The sequence below is a fragment of the Pseudomonas sp. HD6515 genome (genome assembly GCF_024971855.1).
Lineage (GTDB): Bacteria > Pseudomonadota > Gammaproteobacteria > Pseudomonadales > Pseudomonadaceae > Aquipseudomonas > Aquipseudomonas alloputida.
Genome location: NZ_CP079827.1, coordinates 2,055,450 through 2,074,292, shown reverse-complemented (window position 1 = coordinate 2,074,292; position 18,843 = coordinate 2,055,450). Strand labels below are relative to the sequence as shown.

Below are 18,843 nucleotides of genomic sequence, written 5' to 3'. Positions count from 1 at the left end.
TCACACAGCCTGGGCCCATAGCGGATCAGCGTTTACCACTGGAGCCTCAACTGCCGCCATATCTGATCAGCCCAAGCAGTACAGCGGTGAATGACAGGAAATCGAATCCATTCACGCACTAGCCCGCGCAGGTCAGCAACCGTAACGTATCGTCAAAATTAGCGACGGTGACAACATGGCACGGAGCATTTCCGCGCAACTTGCCGTGCGGTTCGCTCAGCATGCGGTAGACATCCCAATCACCCAACCTCGGCAGTAATTCAAATACTGCCAGCACCAATTTGAGTCTCAAAGGATCCAGCTGCCAGTCTGGAATACGCTGCCCCCGGTTACCAAGGCTGAGCGAAAGCAGCCGACGCGCCTTGATCTCACGGTTGATCTGATCACGGGACTTGCCCGCGAGACGAGCGAACACAGGAAGCGGAAGATTAGTAGGGGCTTCATAGACTGCGAGCATCTGTGCACGCTCTTTTTGGATATCGGAGACTTCATGGTTCCGCTCTTGCTCGGACACCTCGAGTGCTGGCTGCCATCGTGCTCGACCATCTTTCCGTCCCAGTCGAGGATTGGTTTGCACAGGGATATTGTGCAGTGGAACAGCAGCGCGTAGAACATCGGTAGGCATTTGTTGGGAAGCCGTCCCCTCCAAACGTATGCTCAAGGGTGCACCAGCTGCCTGGGCTTGACCTTGCGCCCAGAGGTCCAACCGATTCGCCCAGTCTTGCATCATGGCTCTGCGCTGCTCGACATACTCGGCGTGGTTGTACGAAGCGCTGACCTTGTCAGGGTCTGCATGTGAAAGTTGTGCGTCGACCCAAACTTTCGGATAGCCGATCTCGTTCAGGGCAGTCGATATGGTCGCTCGCATACCGTGCCCGGTGAGCCGATCAGCAAACCCCATGCGCCGCAACGCGCTGTTCAAAGTGTTCTCGCTGATGCGCTTGCTGAGATCGCTTCGATGGGTAAGCAGATGCCGCTGCGCGGGAACCACACGATCAAGTAATAGCCTGACCACCTCGGTCGCCTGGACGGAGAGCGGAACGATATACGGCGGCACCTTGGAGGCGAGACTGCGGTTCTTGCGTAGTTTGAGTTGTAGTTGCTTGACCACCTCAGCTGGAATGACCCACAGCCGGCGCTCCAGGTCGAACTGATCCGGTGTGGCCAGGCGCAGCTCACCGGTTCGCACACCAGTGAGCAGCAGGAGCCAGATACCCAATAGGGTCTGCTGACCGCCATGATAACCTCGCAGCTTGCTCAGCAGTTGAGGCAACTCCTCCATGCGTAGGAAGGGATTGTGCTCTACCGGTGGCTTGGGCATAGCCACCACATCCAGGTCTGCAGCAGGGTTGTAATCAAGCCCCGCTACGCGCACAAGCGCATACCGAAACAATTGATTGAGCCAGGTCCGGCACTTTTCTGCAGTGGTGTACGCGCCACGAGACTCGATGCGATCCAGCACCTCCATGAGCACATGACGGCTGATGTCGTAGATGGAGCGATCACCGAGGTAGGGAAGAATGTCTTTGCCGAAAATGCGCAGGATCTGCGACAGCGTGCTCTGCCGCCCCTCGTTGAGGCTCAGCCGGCGAAAAGCGATCCACTGATTAAACACGGCCTCAAAGGAATGGTCGCTGGAGAGGCGGACTGCCTGCCGTTGCTGCTTGCGCTGCTCGCACGGATTAGTGCCCTGAGCAATCAGTGCCCGTGCTTCATCGCGACGCGTACGTGCGTCGCGCAGGCCGACCTGTGGGTAGCTGCCAAACGACATGCGTTTCTGCCGGCCAGCCCAGTAGTAGCGGAAATGCCAGATCTTACCGCCCTGCGCCGTGACATTGAGGAACAAGCCATCGCTGTCCGCGAGCGTGTAGTCCTTACCGGTAACTCGGGCGTGCCGAATCGCCATCTCCGAGAGTGCCATGGTGACCTCCTGAACCTGTCAGAGGCCAAATGCTCGTCTCGTGCTCCACCTAGCTCTACCGGAAAAGCGAATTGGGGCATTTCCAATTCTGGACTCAATTCTGGACTTAAAATGTCCGGATACTGCCGGTTTTCGGTGGTTTCCGCTGGAACGAAAAAAGGGCCCGAAGGCCCTTATTTCAACGACTTACAGACTTCCATGGAACTCTGTAGATCTATAACTGGAGCGGGAAACGAGACTCGAACTCGCGACCCCGACCTTGGCAAGGTCGTGCTCTACCAACTGAGCTATTCCCGCGTCGTGATAGGTGCCATTCTAGCGATTTCTAAAACAGCGTCAACCCCTTGATTCAAAAAACTTTTATTTTTTTTCTGAGCCTTCGCGCAGGTGCGGCCAGGCGGCCAGCAGGTAGTGCACCATCGACCACAGCGTCAGCCCCGCTGCCACCAGCAGCAGCCCGTAGCCCAGGATCACCCAGAAGGTCACCGCCGGTGGGTTGCCCAGCAGGATCACCAGCGCCAGCATCTGCGCCGCAGTCTTCCACTTACCGAGGTTGGACACCGCCACATGCGCCCGCGCGCCTAGCTCAGCCATCCACTCGCGCAGCGCAGACACCACGATCTCGCGGCCGATGATGACCGCGGCGGGCAGGGTCAGCCAGAAGTTGGCGTGGGTCTGCACCAGCAGCACCAGGGCCACTGCCACCATCAGCTTGTCGGCCACCGGGTCGAGGAAGGCGCCGAACGGCGTGCTCTGCTGCAGTCGACGCGCCAGGTAGCCGTCCAGCCAATCGGTGGCGGCGGCTACGGCGAATACGCTGCTGGCGGCCATGTAACTCCACTGATAGGGCATGTAGAACAGCAGAATGAAGCACGGAATGAGCAGGACGCGTAGAACGGTGAGCAGGTTTGGAATATTCATCGGTACGACTGGCTGCAAGTTGAGCCCGGCATTCTACTCGCTATGCAGGCTGGCATAAATCGACTCGGCAAGCTTTTTACTGATGCCGGGGGCTTTGGCGATTTCATCGATACTGGCGCGGTTGAGCTCCTGCAGGCCGCCGAAATGTTTCAGCAGGTCGCGGCGGCGCTTGGGCCCTACCCCGGCCACATCTTCAAGGCTGGAAACTCGACGGGCCTTGCCACGGCGGGCGCGGTGGCCGGTGATAGCGAAGCGGTGGGCTTCGTCGCGGATCTGTTGGATCAGGTGCAACGCCGATGAATCGCCCTTGAGGGTAAATTCGTGATGCACATCGTTCAGGTACAGGGTTTCGAAACCCGCCTTGCGTGTAACGCCCTTGGCCACACCCAGCAGGGTCAGGTCGGTGAAGCCCAGCGCCTGCATCACATCGCGGGCCATGTTCAGCTGGCCCTTGCCGCCATCCACCAGCAGCACGTCGGGCAGCTTGCCCTCGCCGTCCTTGATGCGCCCATAGCGGCGGGTCAGGGCCTGATGCATGGCCGCGTAATCGTCACCTGCGGTGACACCTTCGATGTTGAAGCGGCGGTAGTCGGACTTGATCGGCCCCTCGGGGCCGAACACCACGCAACTGGCCACGGTCGCTTCACCACTGGAGTGGCTGATGTCGTAGCATTCCAGGCGTTGCGGCACTTCATCCAGGCCCAGCACTTCGGCCAGGGCTTCGAAGCGCGCAGCCATGTGCTGGCGGTTGGCCAGGCGGGCATTCAGCGCCTGCTCGGCATTGGTCACGGCCAGTTGCTGCCAGCGGGCGCGGGTGCCGCGCACCCGGTGGCTGATGGTCAGTTCGCGGCCACGCAGCGTGTGCAGCGCTTCGGTGATGGCGTTGAAGTCTTCGTGAACAACGTTGACGATCAACTCGCCGGGCAGCTCGCGCTCTGCGTTGCCCAGATAGTACTGGGACAGGAATGCGGCCATGACCTCGGCCACCTCCTCCTCGATGCCCACCTGCGGGAAGAAGTTCTTGCTGCCCAGTACTCGCCCGCCGCGCACGCTGATCAGGTGCACACAGGCACCACCCGGGTTGACGAAGGCGGCGATGACGTCGACATCGCCGCTGCCGCCCTCGATGTACTGCTGGTCCTGCACGCGGCGTAACAAGGCGATCTGGTCGCGCAGCTCGGCGGCTTTTTCGAAATCGAGGGCCATGGCGGCCTTTTCCATCTCGGCGTTCAACTCATTGCCCAGTTGCTGGCTACGCCCTTCCAGAAACATCACCGAATGGCGCACGTCTTCTGCGTATTCCTCGGCAGTCACCAGGTCGGTGCAGGGCCCTTTGCAGCGCTTTATCTGGTACTGCAGGCATGGCCGGGTGCGGTTGGCGTAGTAGCTGTCTTCGCACTGACGCACAGAAAAGGCCTTTTGCAGCAGGCTGAGGCTTTCGCGAATGGCCCCGGCGCTGGGGTACGGGCCAAAGTAACGGCCCTTGGCCTTTTTCGCCCCACGGTGAATGCCCAGGCGCGGGAACTCGCCATCGGACAGAAACACGTAGGGGTAGGACTTATCGTCGCGCAGCAGGATGTTGTAAGGCGGCCGCCACTCCTTGATTAGGTTCTGCTCCAGCAGCAACGCCTCGGTTTCGTTGGCGGTGATGGTGGTTTCAACCTGGGCGATGCGCGCAACCAGCGCGGCGGTCTTGGGCGCAAGGCCAGCCTTGCGGAAATAGCTGGCCAGGCGTTTCTTCAGGTTCTTGGCCTTGCCCACGTAAAGCAGCCGGGCTTCGCCGTCGAACATCCGGTAAACGCCCGGGCGACCACTGCAGGTCGCCAGGAATGCGCTGGCATCAAAGACTTGGGACATGAGGTTTTACAGGCTTGCGTCAACCATACCGTGGCGAACGGCCAGCAAGGTCAATTCGACGTCGCTGGTGACCGAGAGTTTTTCAAAGATCCGATAACGGTAAGTATTGACGGTCTTGGGCGAGAGGCACAACTTGTCGGAGATGATCTGCACTTTCTGGCAGCCGACAATCATCAGGGCAATCTGGATTTCCCGCTCGGACAGCGCGTCGAACGGCGAGCCCTGCGGCTGGAACGGTTTCAGCGCCAACTGCTGGGCGATCTGCGGGCTGATATAGCGCTGGCCGGCAAAGGCCAGACGAATGGCCTGGACCATTTCGTCAAGGCCTGCACCCTTGGTCAGGTAGCCGGCAGCGCCGGCCTGCAACAAGCGTGTGGGGAACGGGTCCTCCTCGCACACCGTCACCGCCACTACCTTGATGTCAGGGTGGCTGCGCAGCAGTTTGCGGGTGGCCTCCAGGCCGCCGATACCGGGCATTTTCACATCCATCAGCACAACGTCCGGTTTCAGCTCCCGGGCCAGTTTCAGTGCCGATTCGCCGGAATCTCCCTCACCCACCACCTGCAGGCCGTCGATGTCGGCCAACATGCGTGTAATACCGGTTCGTACCAGATCGTGATCATCGACCACTAAGACCCTAATCAAGCACACACCTCGTCAGCAGGGCGATTGGATCCCGCCACCTTAACAAAATTTTTCACGGTGGGCCTAACGCATTGCTTCCGTCAGAAACGACTGACGTTCGACTGTGAGAGGCCGCACTATTTGCCGGGGCTTGGCGTCGTTGGCCAACCGCCCCAAAAGGTGCAAGAGCGCCGCCTGATCATCCGACCGCAATTTCCGAAAAGCCCCCAGCAAACCGGACTCATCCGTGTTCAAACCTTCGTGCGCTGCCGGGGTGCGCAGGCCGCTGAGGACATACAACGCATCCACGCCCCGGGTCGCCAATGCCGCCAGGTAATCTAGCCGCGGCGTGCGCTCACCGCTTTCGTACTTGCCCTGAGCGTTGGGCTCGACGCCACCGATATCGCCAAATACACGCTGGGTCATACCCAGCCGCTCACGCTCTTCCCGCAGCCGTGGACCGATTCCGTTCATAGGGGCTTCTCCTTTTCCCTTATCCTCTCAAGTACGGCCTGCCCGCCTGCAGGCAGCCGTAAAGGTGTGGATCCACTATGCCCATGCTCTGCGGTCGCGACAAGCCATCATTTAGCTACTACGTTGATATCCCGCTGCATCCGCACAAAGCATTCGTCTTCACCCATTTCGATGAAGCCATGGCGCTGGTACAGCAGGCGGGCCGGGTTGCTGCGGAACACCATCAGCCGCAACAGGGGAAGGCGCCGCTGCCTGGCCCACAGCGCCAGTTCTTCCAGCACCCAGCTACCGACCCCTCGCCCACGGTACTCAGGCAACAGGTGCAACTCGCGGATGAACAGCGCCTGGCGGTCCTGGCTGAGGCTGCAAAAACCCAACAGCGTGTCGCCTTCGATCACCAGCCACTGCTCGCGCCAGCCCCAGGCCGCGTCGAAGGCGTCCTCGATCCACAGCAGGTCGAATTCACGGTAGTAGGGCAACATGGCGCGGCGCGTAAGGTCGCGGGCGAAGGTGCAGTGGATGTCTTGGGCGGGAATCAACTGTAAGGGCATCGCATTGCGCTCATTGGGCATAACACACTGGCGAACTGCCAGGGCCACACCTGTCCAGTTCGTTTTCCAACCAGTCGGCCAGTACCCGGGCATTGTTGTGCTCGCTGTCCTTGCCAGCATAAAGCAATGTCAGCGTCCCCTTCCTGGCCATGTCCAGCAGCGGATACCAGTGTTCGGGGTGGGCCGCCAGCGCTTGCTGGTACCGCTGGGTAAAACCGGCGAAATCCACTTCACCCTGATGGAACGCCTTACGCAATTCATTCGAAGGTGCCACTTCGCGCAACCACTGCCCATGGAGGTCTTCCTTGCGTTTGTTGCGCGGCCAAAGGCGGTCGACCAGCACACGCTGGCCATCTTCATCCTCAACCGCATCATAGACACGTTTGCAGCGAATCATGGGCGTCTCCTGCCATTACCGTCCGTCTTGAGCCTAGATAATTCATTGATCGAGGTCACGGCCGGGTTACGAATTGTTTCTATGCTCAAGGCCTTCGGCACTTTCGCCCAACGCCAACCGGAGCCCCCATGGCAACCCCGTCAGTGGCCAGCAGCCCACTACTGGCCAAACACGACGCTCGCCCGCAGCTCTCCCACAAACCTGGGCGTGCCACCTTAACGTTGTTCTTCAGCCTGCTGCTGGCGGGTATCGCCTACACCGCCTGGAGCCTCAAGCAGGATGTGACCGCAAGCGGTACGGTCATCACCACGGCCACACCGTTCCTTCTGCTGGGCCTGGCGCTGGTGATTGCCCTGGGCTTCGAGTTCGTCAACGGCTTCCACGACACCGCCAACGCGGTAGCCACCGTGATATACACCCATTCATTGCCCGCGCCGGTAGCGGTGGTGTGGTCTGGGCTGTGCAATTTCCTGGGCGTGCTTTTTTCCAGTGGCGCGGTGGCCTTCGGCATCATCGCCTTGCTACCGGTAGAACTGATTCTACAGGTGGGTTCTTCGGCCGGCTTCGCCATGGTCTTCGCCCTGCTGCTGGCGGCGATCATCTGGAACCTTGGCACTTGGTGGCTGGGCCTGCCGGCATCGTCCTCGCACACCCTGATTGGCTCGATCATCGGCGTGGGCGTGGCCAATGCGCTGATGCATGGGCGTGACGGCACCAGCGGCGTGGACTGGGCCCAGGCCAGCAAGGTGGGTTATGCCCTGCTGTTCTCACCGCTGATCGGTTTTGCTTGTGCAGCCCTGCTGCTGCTGGCCCTGCGCGCGCTGGTCAAACGCAAGGCGCTTTACCAGGCACCGGAAGGCCAAACACCGCCACCGTGGTGGATCCGCAGCCTACTGATTCTGACCTGCACCGGGGTCTCTTTTGCCCACGGCTCCAACGATGGCCAGAAAGGCATGGGGCTGATCATGCTGATTCTGGTCGGCACCCTGCCGATGGCCTATGCGCTGAACAAGACCATGCCCAACGCGCAGGCCCTGCAGTTTTCCGCCGTCGCCGAGGTGACCCGCCAGGCACTGGTACGCAGCAACCCGCAAGCGGCCCCGGATGACCCGCGCCAGGTGCTTACCCTGTTCATTGCCCAGCCCAAGGCCAGCCCGCACCTGGTACCGGCATTGGCGGCGCTGACCGGGATGATCGGCGAAGAGGTCAAAGGCTATGGCTCGCTCAAACGCGTACCGGCTGAAGCCATGGCCAACGTGCGCAACGACATGTACCTGACCAGTGAAGCCATCCGCCTCATGGAGAAAAACCACCTGGTGACATTCGATGCCGACACCCGCAGCCAAGTGCTGTTGTTCAAGGCCCAGCTGGACGACGCCACCCGCTATATTCCGTTGTGGGTGAAGGTGGCTGTAGCCATCGCGCTCGGGTTGGGGACCATGGTTGGCTGGCGGCGTATTGTGGTCACCGTTGGCGAGAAGATCGGCAAGACCCACCTCAGCTATGCCCAAGGCGCATCGGCTGAAGTGGTGGCGATGTGCACCATTGGCGCGGCGGATATGTTCGGGTTGCCGGTGTCGACCACGCATGTGCTGAGTTCGGGGGTGGCCGGCGCCATGGTCGCCAATGGGTCGGGGATTCAGAAACGCACGTTGTTCAATCTGCTGATGGCCTGGGTGCTGACCCTGCCAGCGGCAATGCTGTTGGCTGGCAGCCTGTACTGGCTGCTGAACCACATCTTCTGAACCCGTACGCCGCCTTCTGTAGGAGCGGGTTTACCCGCGAATACGGTAGCGGCGGCAACCGTGAACGGCGGGTGGAGATTGGCCAGCAGGCCCGGCCCTTTCGCGGGTAAACCCGCGCCTACACGACGGCCTGCGCCCAATCACCGACATGTGTCCACCCCCGATCAGGTGTAGGAGCGGGTTTACCCGCGAATACGGTAGCGGCGGCAACGCTGAACGGCGGGTGGAGATTGGCCAGCAGGCCCGGCCCTTTCGCGGGCGAACCCGCGCCTACGGGCCACCGCGCAGGCCTTTCAACGTTTGCACAAGGCAGTTGTCCCTACACAGGTTGATCAGCCCGGGATTTTCAGGCCACGCTGCACGGCTGGCCGTTCGAGGAAATTCGCCAGCACGCGCTGCACTTCCTTGAACTGGTCGAAGCCCACCAGGTCACGGGCGTTGTAGCGCTCCACCAGGTTGCGCACCCAAGGGAAGATGGCGATGTCGGCAATGCTGTATTCCTCAGCCATCCACTGCCGACCTTTCAAATGCCGATCCAGCACGCCCAGCAGCCGCTTGGACTCGTTGACATAGCGGTCGCGCGGGCGCTTGTCTTCATATTCCTTGCCCGCAAAGAAATGGAAGAACCCGACCTGGCCGAACATCGGCCCGATGCCGCCCATCTGGAACATCAGCCACTGCAGGGTCTGGTAGCGCTGGGCGGGGTCCTGGCTGAGCAGCTGGCCGCTCTTCTCCGCCAGGTACTGCAAGATCGCCCCCGACTCGAACAGCGGCAGCGGCTGACCGCCCGGCCCGTTCGGGTCGAGGATGGCGGGGATCTTGTTGTTCGCGCTGAGCGAGATGAACTCGGGGCTCAATTGGTCATCGTTGTCGAAGCTGACCTTGTGCGCCTCGTAAGCCAAGCCGATCTCTTCGAGCATGATCGACACCTTCACCCCGTTGGGCGTCGGCAGCGAGTACAACTGCAGGCGTTCGGGATGTTTGGCGGGCCATTTGCGGGTAATGGGGAAAGCACTGAGTTCGGTCATGATCAACCTTGCCAAGGGAATGAGCCTGTCACTCTAGAGACATCCCCAGCCGCTGACCATCACCGACCACTCATCAGCGTTGGCAGCTCAGGCCTGGCCGTGGGCCTTGAGCTTGAGCTTTTCGGTATCGACGCGGACAAACACGGAGTCGGCCGTCACCGTCAGTACATCCTCTGCCCAGACTTCGCAGATGACCCGGCTCTTGCGCCCCACTTCGCCTTCGACACGCGCCTTGAGCAACAGCTCGACGCCCATCGGCGTAGGTTTCAGGTAGGTCAGGTTGAGCGTGCCGGTAACGCAGTCGATCCGCGGCAGGCTGCCCGGTTCTCGGCCTTCGTTACGGTAGTGGTAGGCCATCGCCGTCCAGTTGGAGTGGCAGTCGACCAGCATCGCCAGCAGGCCACCGTAAACCAGGCCAGGCCAGCCAATGAAGGTGCTGTCGGGCGAGTGCCGGCACACCAGGTGAACACCGTCGGCGTCCCAGTGGCTTTGCAGGTGCAGGCCGCTGGGGTGGGAACAGCCGCAGCCATAGCAAGTACCCTCAGGGGCCGCGAGGGCTTGAAGGGAAAGTGTGTGATCAGTCATACGCTTCCTGTGCTTGTTGGAATGGGGGCGCGCAACGCCCCCATTAAAGCAGAAACATCAGACCGTCTGGGCAACCATCTTCGTACGCCGCTGGGTCAGCGAAACCAGCAGGATGAACGCGGTCACCCCGGCAGTCATCAGCGTCTCATAGCGGTAGGCATCGCTGAACAGCATGTAGCCCAGCACCATGACGATGGTGCCGATCACCAGCCAGGTCAGCCATGGGAACAGCCACATCTTCAGTTCCAGCGGGCGCCCTTCACGCTCGGCACGGGCACGCATGCGCAGCTGCGACACGGCAATGACCAGGTACACCAGCAAAGCGATGGCGCCAGTGGTCGACAGCAGGAAGCCAAACACCTTGCCCGGGAACACATAGTTGACGAGGCAGCCAGCGAAACCCGCCAGGGTCGAGAAGATCACTGCCACGGTCGGCACGCCGGAACCGGAGATGCGCTTGGTCACGCTCAGCGCCTGGCCACGCGCGCCAAGCGAATAGAGCATGCGCGACGCCGTGTACAGCCCCGAGTTCATGCAACTTGTCACCGCCACCAGCACCACCAGGTCAACCAGCAACTTGGCGCCCGGCACGTTCAGCACTTCCAGTACACGCTGGAACGACCCTACTGCTTTCAGCCCGGGGTCGTTCCAGGCCACCAGCGACACCACCAGGAAGATCGACGCCAGGTAGAAAATGGCGATGCGGTACACCACCAGGTTGGTGGCGCGGCGAATCTTGTCTTTCGGGTTGGCGGTTTCGTCCGCCGCGATGGTGACGATTTCGGCACCGAAGAACGAGAAGATGGTGATCAGCACGCCCCCAAGCACCGTCCCGAACCCATTGGGCATGAAACCACCGCTGTCCCACAGTCGGCTGACCCCGGAGACCTCGGCCAGCGGCCAGAAACCGAACACCGCCAAGGTGCACACCCCGATGAAGCCAATGATCGCGACCACCTTGACCAACGCGAACCAGTACTCGAAAGCACCGAAGTTCTTCACGCTGACCAGGTTGGTGCCCGACAGCACCAGCATGATCAGGAAGGCGAACAGCCAGGACGGCACGCCAGGGAAGTAGGCATGCAGGATGTCAGCACCGGCAATGGCTTCCACCGGAATGATCAACACCCAGAACCACCAGTACAGCCAGCCAATGGTAAAGCCCGCCCAAGGCCCGATGGCCTCCGAGGCGTAGGTGGAAAAAGAGCCGCTGTTGGGGTTTGCGATGGCCATTTCACCCAGCATGCGCATCACCAGCAAGACCAGCAGGCCAGTCATGGCGTAGGAGATGAGGATGGCCGGGCCGGCGGTGGCAATGGCGTTGGAGGACCCGATGAACAGCCCGGCGCCGATGATGCCGGCAATGGAGATCATGGAAACCTGACGGGAAGTCAGGCCGTGCTGCAGTGAGCGCTGTTTCTTGTTGTCTTGCGAAGCCATGAAGAACCCTCGAATGGGTCGGCCGCAGCAAAGCGGCTGAAGGTCTGAGCAGAATTCTTATAAATTTCTGATGTGTGTTGTTGTTGTTTTTTGCAGATGACCGAAGCGGGTATTGACCTCCTCTTCGCATGACCGGTTGTAATCGTTGATCCAGGTCAGTATTAATCTATAGGCCGGGGTCAACAAACGACCTTTTCGAACCACATAATTCCTTTATGGAATGAACTCCTTCCTTTTTTGCTCGGTATTTGCCCGTCATGTCCAAACGCCTGATGCCTTCGACCACCGCCCTTCAGTGCTTCGAAGCGGCCGCTCGCCACCTCAGCTTCACCCGCGCGGCCCAGGAACTGCACCTGACCCAGAGCGCCGTCAGCAAGCAGGTCGCGCAGCTTGAAGACATGCTCTCGCACTCGCTGTTCCAGCGCATTCGCCGGCGCCTGCACCTGACCCCGGCCGGCGCGCTGTACCTCACCGAAGTGAACAAGATCCTCACCCAGATCGACATATCCAGCCGCTACATCCTCAGCTACGGCGACGAAACCGAAGTGCTGCGCATCGCCACACAGCCGACCTTCGGCGCCCGCTGGCTGGTGCCCCGGCTCAAGGGTTTTGGTGACCGCTACCCACGCATTCACCTGGATGTGCGCAACGAGCTGGAGCCATTCGACCTGGTACAGGCCAAGGCTGACGTCGCCTTTTTCTTCGGCCAGGGCACCTGGCCCGGGGCGACCTGCATCGAGTTGTTCAGCGAAGAAGTGGTGCCGGTGTGCAGCCCGCAGCTGCTGGCCAGCCACCGTTTCGACAGCGCCCAGGCATTGACTGAGCACCGCCTGTTGCAATGCGTGTCGCGGCCGGAGGCCTGGCATGAGTGGTTCCTGGGGCTTGGGTTGCATAGCCAGAACAGCTACCACGGGCCGCGCTTCGACACGTTCTACCTGTGCATCCGCGCGGCCATCTCCGGCTGCGGCATAGCCCTGATTCCCCGCTATCTGGTGGCCGAAGAGCTGAGCGAGGGCAAGCTGGTGGTGGCCTGGGACCACCCTGTGGCAAGCAACGGGAGGCACTTCATTGCGCATGCCGAGCATGCGGCCGAAGTGCCCAAGATCAGGGCCTTCGTGCAGTGGATCCGGGAGCGGGTGGCTGAAGGCGATTGATTTGACCTGCCCCGGCCTCTGGTAGGAGCGGGCTTGCCCGCGAAGAGGCCGGCACAGCCAACCCAAAAAACCGGCCAGATCACGAATCCATGGAATGATCGCAATCGAATAATTCGTTTGCGGAATAACCCGCCGACACGCTTGGATAATAAGAAACTCGAACAAGGTCCGCGTGCCCCCATGAACCAGGAAAGTATCAGCCAATCCATTGCCATCGTTCACCCGATCACACTTTCCCATGGCCGTAACGCCGAAGTCTGGGACACTGACGGCAAACGTTACATCGACTTCGTCGGCGGTATCGGCGTGCTCAACCTGGGCCACTGCAACCCCGCTGTAGTCGAGGCCATTCAGGCTCAGGCCACCCGCCTGACCCACTACGCCTTCAACGCGGCCCCTCACGGCCCGTACCTGGCCCTGATGGAGCAACTGAGCCAGTTTGTGCCAGTCAGCTACCCACTGGCCGGCATGCTCACCAACAGCGGCGCGGAAGCGGCGGAAAACGCCCTGAAAGTGGCCCGCGGCGCCACCGGCAAACGCGCCATCATCGCGTTCGACGGCGGCTTCCATGGCCGCACCCTGGCCACCCTGAACCTCAATGGCAAGGTCGCCCCCTACAAGCAGCGGGTCGGCGAACTGCCCGGGCCGGTGTACCACCTGCCCTACCCTGGCGCGGATACCGGGGTTACCTGCGAACAGGCACTCAAGGCCATGGACCGCCTGTTCAGCGTCGAGCTGGCGGTGGAGGACGTCGCGGCGTTCATCTTCGAGCCGGTGCAGGGTGAAGGCGGCTTCCTTGCCCTGGACCCGGCCTTCGCCCAGGCCCTGCGCCGCTTCTGCGACGAGCGTGGCATCCTGATCATCATCGACGAGATCCAGTCGGGCTTCGGCCGCACCGGCCAGCGCTTCGCGTTTCCGCGCCTGGGTATCGAGCCCGACCTGCTGCTGCTGGCCAAGAGCATCGCTGGCGGTATGCCGCTGGGTGCAGTGGTCGGGCGCAAGGAATTGATGGCGGCGCTGCCCAAGGGCGGCCTGGGTGGCACCTATTCGGGCAACCCGATTGCCTGTGCGGCGGCCTTGGCCAGCCTGGCGCAGATGACCGACGAAAACGTTGCAACCTGGGGTGAACAGCAGGAACAGGCCATCGTCAGCCGTTATGAGCGCTGGAAGGCTTCGGGCCTGAGCCCGTACATCGGCCGCCTGACCGGCGTGGGCGCCATGCGAGGGATCGAGTTCGCCAATGCCGATGGCAGCCCGGCACCGGCACAACTGGCCAAGGTGATGGAAGCGGCCCGCGCCAAGGGCCTGCTGCTGATGCCCAGCGGCAAGGCGCGGCACATCATTCGCCTGCTGGCGCCGTTGACCATCGAGGCCGAGGTGCTCGAGGAAGGGCTGGATATCCTCGAGCAGTGCCTGGCAGAACTGAACTGAGGCTTACAGGCCGAGTTCTTCCGGGGTAAGCATGTCGGACTCGAAGGCGATCCAGCCGCCTTCCAGTTCGGCATGGCCGTTGACGATCGGGCCGTAATAGGTCAGGCCGTTCTCCAGGGTTACGCAAATGTGCGTGGCCGGTTTCTCAGGGGCCGCGAGCGTACCGACGAAATGCACCTTCTTCAGGGTTTCGGTCACCGCTTCCAGGCCCACGCGCATCCTGGGGTTTTCCGAAGCCTCGGTATCTCCGCCACGGTCTTCAGCGCTGATGGTCACGGTGGCGATGTACGGGTACTTGATGCTCAAACGGGGTTACCTCGGTGGGTGTATAGGCGTACGGGCGCGTAGAGTACGGCAGGCCGTCTCTGTTGTCTCTACTGGCCTCTTCGCGGGCACGCCCGCTCCCACGGGGATCGCATGTTGCTCAGGGTATGCAGGACACCTGCAACAGGTGATCTGAATGCCCCGATCTGTTAGGGTGCCCGCCGATGCAAGCCACACCACACGAGGATCCCGAGTGAGCGCCGAAGAACCCCTGATCGCCGACCTGTTCGAAGTCGACAAACGCCTGTCCCTCAAGCCCGTCGTGGACTTCAACAGCTACCTGCGCAACGCCTTCGGCGAGGGCCCATGCCGCTGCCACCGCTGCGTAGAAGGCGCCGACCAAAGCACCTACAGCCACGCGCACAACTTCACCTTCGAAGGCCGCCAGTGGCACCGCCGGTTCGCCACCACCGCCGGCAGCGACGTCGCCCAGGTGTTGAAAAAAGCCTGGCTGTCGTACACCAAGGCTGATCTCAACCTGGTCGGCGCGCTGGACCTGACCACCCTCAAGACCTTCACCGAGGCCGCCCTGCACACGCGCCTGCTGGCCTTGCTGCCGGCCAGCGGCCTGGCCCGTGAAGTAGATGACCAGTGGATGCTGCAAGCCCAGGCCGACTGACGGCCCGGTGGCAGGGCAGGATTCCACCGGTCTGCTAACTTGGTGGAATCCGTCCATCCACAGGTAGTCCGCCATGGCCCGCACAACGCCCATCGAGCTGTACCGCAATATCGGCATCGTCGCCCACGTGGATGCCGGCAAGACCACGACCACCGAGCGGATCCTGTTCTACACCGGGGTCAACCACAAGATGGGCGAAGTGCACGATGGCGCGGCGACCATGGACTGGATGGCCCAGGAGCAGGAACGCGGCATCACCATCACCTCGGCGGCGACCACAGCGTTCTGGCAAGGCTCGACCAAGCAGTTCGCCCACAAGTACCGTTTCAACATCATCGACACCCCAGGCCACGTCGATTTCACCATCGAGGTGGAGCGCTCATTGCGCGTGCTCGATGGCGCGGTCGTGGTATTCAGCGGCGCGGACGGCGTCGAGCCGCAGTCCGAGACAGTCTGGCGCCAGGCCAACAAGTACCACGTGCCACGCCTGGCCTACATCAACAAGATGGACCGCCAAGGGGCCGACTTCCTGCGCGTGGTCAAGCAGATCGATCAACGCCTGGGGCACCACCCGGTGCCCATCCAGCTGGCCATCGGCAGCGAAGAAAACTTCATGGGCCAGATCGACCTGGTGAAGATGAAGGCCATCTACTGGAACGATGCCGACCAGGGCACCAGCTACCGCGAAGAAGAAATCCCCGCCGATCTGCAGGCGCTTGCCGACGAATGGCGCGCGCACATGATAGAAGCAGCCGCCGAGGCCAATGACGAACTGCTCAACAAGTTCCTCGAAGGCGAAGAGCTGAGCGTCGACGAAATCAAGGCCGGATTGCGCAAACGCACCATCGCTAACGAAATCGTGCCGACCATCCTCGGCTCCTCTTTCAAGAACAAGGGCGTGCCGCTGATGCTCGATGCGGTAATCGATTACCTGCCCGCCCCCTCGGAAATTCCTGCCATCCGCGGCACCGACCCGGACGATGAAGAAAAGCACCTGGAACGGCACGCCGACGACAAAGAGCCGTTCTCGGCACTGGCTTTCAAGATCGCCACCGACCCGTTCGTCGGCACCCTCACCTTCGCCCGCGTTTATTCCGGCGTGCTCAGTTCAGGCAATGCGGTACTCAACTCGGTCAAAGGCAAGAAGGAACGCATCGGCCGCATGGTGCAGATGCACGCCAACCAGCGCGCAGAAATCAAGGACGTGTGTGCCGGCGATATCGCCGCGCTGATCGGCATGAAAGACGTGACCACTGGTGACACCCTGTGCGACATGGACAAGCCGATCATTCTCGAACGCATGGACTTCCCCGACCCGGTGATTTCCGTCGCAGTAGAGCCGAAAACCAAGGCCGACCAGGAAAAAATGGGTATCGCGCTGGGCAAGCTGGCCCAGGAAGACCCCTCATTCCGCGTGCGTACCGATGAAGAGACTGGCCAGACCATCATCTCGGGCATGGGCGAGCTGCACCTGGATATCATCGTCGACCGCATGCGCCGCGAGTTCAACGTCGAGGCCAACATCGGCAAGCCGCAGGTGGCCTACCGGGAAAAAATCCGCAATACCTGCGAGATCGAGGGGCGTTTCGTGCGCCAGTCCGGTGGCCGTGGCCAATACGGCCATTGCTGGATCCGGTTCGCCCCCGGTGATGAAGGCAAAGAAGGCCTGGAGTTCATCAACGAGATCGTCGGCGGCGTGGTACCCCGCGAGTACATCCCGGCAATCCAGAAGGGTATCGAAGAGCAAATGAAGAACGGCGTGCTTGCCGGCTACCCCCTGATCAACCTCAAGGCCGCCGTGTTCGACGGTTCGTACCACGATGTCGACTCCAACGAGATGGCCTACAAGATCGCCGCGTCAATGGCCACCAAGCAGTTGTCGCAGAAAGGCGGCGCAGTGTTGCTGGAGCCGGTGATGAAGGTAGAGGTGGTGACGCCCGAGGAATATCAGGGCGACATCCTCGGCGACTTGAGCCGACGTCGCGGCATGATCCAGGACGGTGATGAAACACCGGCTGGCAAGGTGATACGTGCCGAAGTGCCGCTGGGTGAAATGTTCGGCTACGCCACCTCGATGCGCTCGATGACCCAGGGCCGGGCCAGCTTCTCGATGGAGTTCACCCGCTATGCCGAGGCCCCGGCGAGCATTGCCGATGGCATCGTCAAGAAGAGCCGCGGAGAGTAAGTGGTTCTCCTGTGCCGGCCTCTTCGCGGGTAAACCCGCGCCTACAGGGGTATGCGATCTCCCGTAGGCGCGGGTTTACCCGCGAAGAAACCGACACAGACAGCAACCGTTTTCAGTGCTGCTCGCCCGCCCGCTTCAACAGCTTCTTGCACCGCTCGGACAAATGCACCACGCGCAAATGCTTGCCCGCCTTGGCATAGCGCTCGCGCAGGGTTTTCAGCGCCGCAACCGCCGAATAGTCGACAAAGCTCAAATGCTGGCAATCCAGCGTGACCTGGGCCGGGTCCCCGGCCGTGTCGAACTGGTTGAGGAACGAGGTGGTCGAGGCAAAGAACAGCGTGCCATGCAGCTGATAACGCTTGCCGCCCTCCGCGTCCTCATGGGTGTCGGCATACAGCTCCCGCGCATGCTGCCAGGCAAAGTTGAGCGCCGCGATGATGATACCGAACAGCACTGCCATGGCCAGGTCGGTGAGCACCGTGACCACAGTCACTGCAACGATCGCCAGCACATCATTCACCGGCACCTTGTGCAACACCCGCAACGACGCCCAGGCAAAGGTCTGCTGGGCCACCACGAACATCACCCCAACCAGCGCCGCCAGGGGAATGCGCTCGATCAGCGGCGACAGGAACAGCACGAACAGCAGAATCATCACCCCGGCCACTACCCCCGACAACCGGCCCCGGCCATTGGAGCTGAGGTTGATCACCGTCTGCCCGATCATCGCGCAGCCGCCCATGCCGCCGCACAGGCCCGACACCATGTTCGCAGCGCCCAATGCCACACACTCGCGGTCCGGGAAGCCACGGCTCTCGGTGATTTCGTCGGTCAGGTTGAGGGTGAGCAGGGTTTCCAGCAGGCCGACCATGGCCATCAGCACCGCGTAGGGGGCGATGATCTTCAGGGTTTCCAGATTCCAGGGTACCTCCGGCAGCGCCAGCCCCGGCAGGCCACCGGCGATGTGCGCCATGTCGCCCAGGGTGCGGGTAGGCAGCCCGAGCACGTACACCAGCAGGCCAACACCGAGGATCGCCACCAGGGCCGGCGGCACCGCACGGGTCAGTTTCGGCAGCACATAAACCACCGCCATGGTCAGCGCGACCAGGCCGATCATCAGGTACAGCGGCGTGCCACTGAGCCAGTGTTCGCCGTCCTTGAAATGCTCCAGCTGAGCCATGGCGATGACGATGGCCAGGCCGTTCACGAAGCCAAGCATGACCGGGTATGGCACCAGGCGCACCAGTTTGCCCAGACGCAGCAGGCCGAACAGGATCATCACCACACCGCCCAGCAGCACCGTGGCCAGCAGGTACTGCACGCCGTGCTGCACCACCAAGGCGACGATCACCACCGCCATCGAGCCGGCAGCGCCTGAGATCATCCCCGGCCGCCCGCCGAACAGCGCCGTCAGGGTACAAATGATGAACGCGCCATACAGGCCCATCAGCGGGTTGAGATGGGCCACCAGAGCAAAGGCGATGCACTCGGGGACCAAGGCAAACGAGGTAGTGAGGCCGGCGAGCAGGTCGGCGCGTAGTCGGGCGGGCTTCATGGGCTTCCTGTGGTGCAGTCCTGACGGACGAT

Annotated in this window: 17 protein-coding genes and 1 tRNA gene; 5 read left to right on the top strand and 13 right to left on the bottom strand. The window is 61.6% G+C overall.

Features of this window, described 5'->3' with window-relative positions; all coding sequences use genetic code 11:
• Positions 1-118: 118 nt before the first annotated feature.
• The 8 genes from KW568_RS09475 to KW568_RS09440 all read right to left on the bottom strand — a co-directional run bounded on the left by KW568_RS09475 (position 119) and on the right by KW568_RS09440 (position 6,745).
• Positions 119-1,921, bottom strand: coding sequence for an integrase arm-type DNA-binding domain-containing protein (locus tag KW568_RS09475; RefSeq protein ID WP_004575636.1), 1,803 nt, complete (start codon positions 1,919-1,921; stop codon positions 119-121).
• Between the two features lie 221 nt (positions 1,922-2,142).
• Positions 2,143-2,218, bottom strand: a tRNA-Gly gene (locus tag KW568_RS09470).
• Positions 2,219-2,281: 63 nt separating this feature from the next.
• Positions 2,282-2,842: a CDP-diacylglycerol--glycerol-3-phosphate 3-phosphatidyltransferase gene (gene pgsA, locus KW568_RS09465; RefSeq protein ID WP_003251374.1), complete on the bottom strand. Its 561-nt coding sequence runs from the start codon at positions 2,840-2,842 to the stop codon at positions 2,282-2,284.
• Positions 2,843-2,875: 33 nt separating this feature from the next.
• A complete protein-coding gene (uvrC, locus tag KW568_RS09460; protein WP_003251376.1) occupies positions 2,876-4,699 on the bottom strand; it encodes an excinuclease ABC subunit UvrC in 1,824 nt (607 codons plus the stop codon).
• 6 nt (positions 4,700-4,705) lie between these two features.
• Positions 4,706-5,344 carry a UvrY/SirA/GacA family response regulator transcription factor gene (gene uvrY / locus KW568_RS09455; RefSeq protein ID WP_003251380.1) on the bottom strand — a complete coding sequence of 213 codons (639 nt, stop codon included), beginning with the start codon at positions 5,342-5,344 and terminating at the stop codon, positions 4,706-4,708.
• A 63-nt stretch (positions 5,345-5,407) separates the two neighbouring features.
• The gene (locus KW568_RS09450) at positions 5,408-5,797 is read right to left on the bottom strand and encodes a helix-turn-helix domain-containing protein (RefSeq protein WP_004575637.1); all 390 of its coding nucleotides are present in this window, start codon (positions 5,795-5,797) and stop codon (positions 5,408-5,410) included.
• Positions 5,798-5,904: 107 nt separating this feature from the next.
• Entirely contained in the window at positions 5,905-6,348 is a 444-nt protein-coding gene (locus KW568_RS09445; protein ID WP_003251386.1) for a GNAT family N-acetyltransferase, read from the bottom strand.
• A 10-nt stretch (positions 6,349-6,358) separates the two neighbouring features.
• On the bottom strand, positions 6,359-6,745 hold the full coding sequence (locus tag KW568_RS09440; RefSeq protein ID WP_003251388.1) for a DUF488 domain-containing protein: 387 nt from the start codon (positions 6,743-6,745) through the stop codon (positions 6,359-6,361).
• Positions 6,746-6,873: 128 nt separating this feature from the next.
• Here KW568_RS09440 and KW568_RS09435 point away from each other — a divergent pair, with 128 nt between their 5' ends.
• Positions 6,874-8,490 (top strand): inorganic phosphate transporter, encoded by a 1,617-nt coding sequence (locus KW568_RS09435; RefSeq protein ID WP_003251390.1) that lies wholly within the window; start codon positions 6,874-6,876, stop codon positions 8,488-8,490.
• 332 nt (positions 8,491-8,822) lie between these two features.
• On the opposite strand, the gene KW568_RS09430 is transcribed toward KW568_RS09435, so the two are convergent.
• From KW568_RS09430 to KW568_RS09420, 3 genes are all read right to left on the bottom strand, one after another.
• Positions 8,823-9,518, bottom strand: a complete 696-nt coding sequence (locus KW568_RS09430) for a glutathione S-transferase N-terminal domain-containing protein (RefSeq protein WP_003251392.1) — start codon at positions 9,516-9,518, stop codon at positions 8,823-8,825.
• Between the two features lie 87 nt (positions 9,519-9,605).
• Positions 9,606-10,103: a PaaI family thioesterase gene (locus KW568_RS09425; RefSeq protein ID WP_003251394.1), complete on the bottom strand. Its 498-nt coding sequence runs from the start codon at positions 10,101-10,103 to the stop codon at positions 9,606-9,608.
• Positions 10,104-10,160: 57 nt separating this feature from the next.
• The gene (locus KW568_RS09420; RefSeq protein WP_003251396.1) at positions 10,161-11,543 is read right to left on the bottom strand and encodes an amino acid permease; all 1,383 of its coding nucleotides are present in this window, start codon (positions 11,541-11,543) and stop codon (positions 10,161-10,163) included.
• 257 nt (positions 11,544-11,800) lie between these two features.
• Between KW568_RS09420 and gcvA the strand changes: the two genes are divergently transcribed.
• Both gcvA and KW568_RS09410 read left to right on the top strand, forming a co-directional pair.
• Positions 11,801-12,697: a transcriptional regulator GcvA gene (gcvA, locus tag KW568_RS09415; protein WP_003251398.1), complete on the top strand. Its 897-nt coding sequence runs from the start codon at positions 11,801-11,803 to the stop codon at positions 12,695-12,697.
• Between the two features lie 180 nt (positions 12,698-12,877).
• Positions 12,878-14,128, top strand: a complete 1,251-nt coding sequence (locus tag KW568_RS09410; RefSeq protein ID WP_004576936.1) for an aspartate aminotransferase family protein — start codon at positions 12,878-12,880, stop codon at positions 14,126-14,128.
• 3 nt (positions 14,129-14,131) lie between these two features.
• Here KW568_RS09410 and KW568_RS09405 read toward each other — a convergent pair whose 3' ends face one another.
• The gene (locus KW568_RS09405; RefSeq protein WP_003251402.1) at positions 14,132-14,434 is read right to left on the bottom strand and encodes a hypothetical protein; all 303 of its coding nucleotides are present in this window, start codon (positions 14,432-14,434) and stop codon (positions 14,132-14,134) included.
• A 211-nt stretch (positions 14,435-14,645) separates the two neighbouring features.
• Between KW568_RS09405 and KW568_RS09400 the strand changes: the two genes are divergently transcribed.
• Both KW568_RS09400 and fusA read left to right on the top strand, forming a co-directional pair.
• Complete coding sequence (locus tag KW568_RS09400; RefSeq protein WP_003251404.1) at positions 14,646-15,071, top strand: hypothetical protein; 426 nt, start codon at positions 14,646-14,648, stop codon at positions 15,069-15,071.
• A gap of 73 nt (positions 15,072-15,144) precedes the next feature.
• Entirely contained in the window at positions 15,145-17,256 is a 2,112-nt protein-coding gene (fusA, locus tag KW568_RS09395; protein ID WP_004576937.1) for an elongation factor G, read from the top strand.
• Between the two features lie 112 nt (positions 17,257-17,368).
• Here the strand turns inward: fusA and KW568_RS09390 are convergent, their stop codons facing one another.
• On the bottom strand, positions 17,369-18,811 hold the full coding sequence (locus tag KW568_RS09390) for a SulP family inorganic anion transporter (protein WP_003251409.1): 1,443 nt from the start codon (positions 18,809-18,811) through the stop codon (positions 17,369-17,371).
• Positions 18,812-18,843 lie beyond the last annotated feature (32 nt).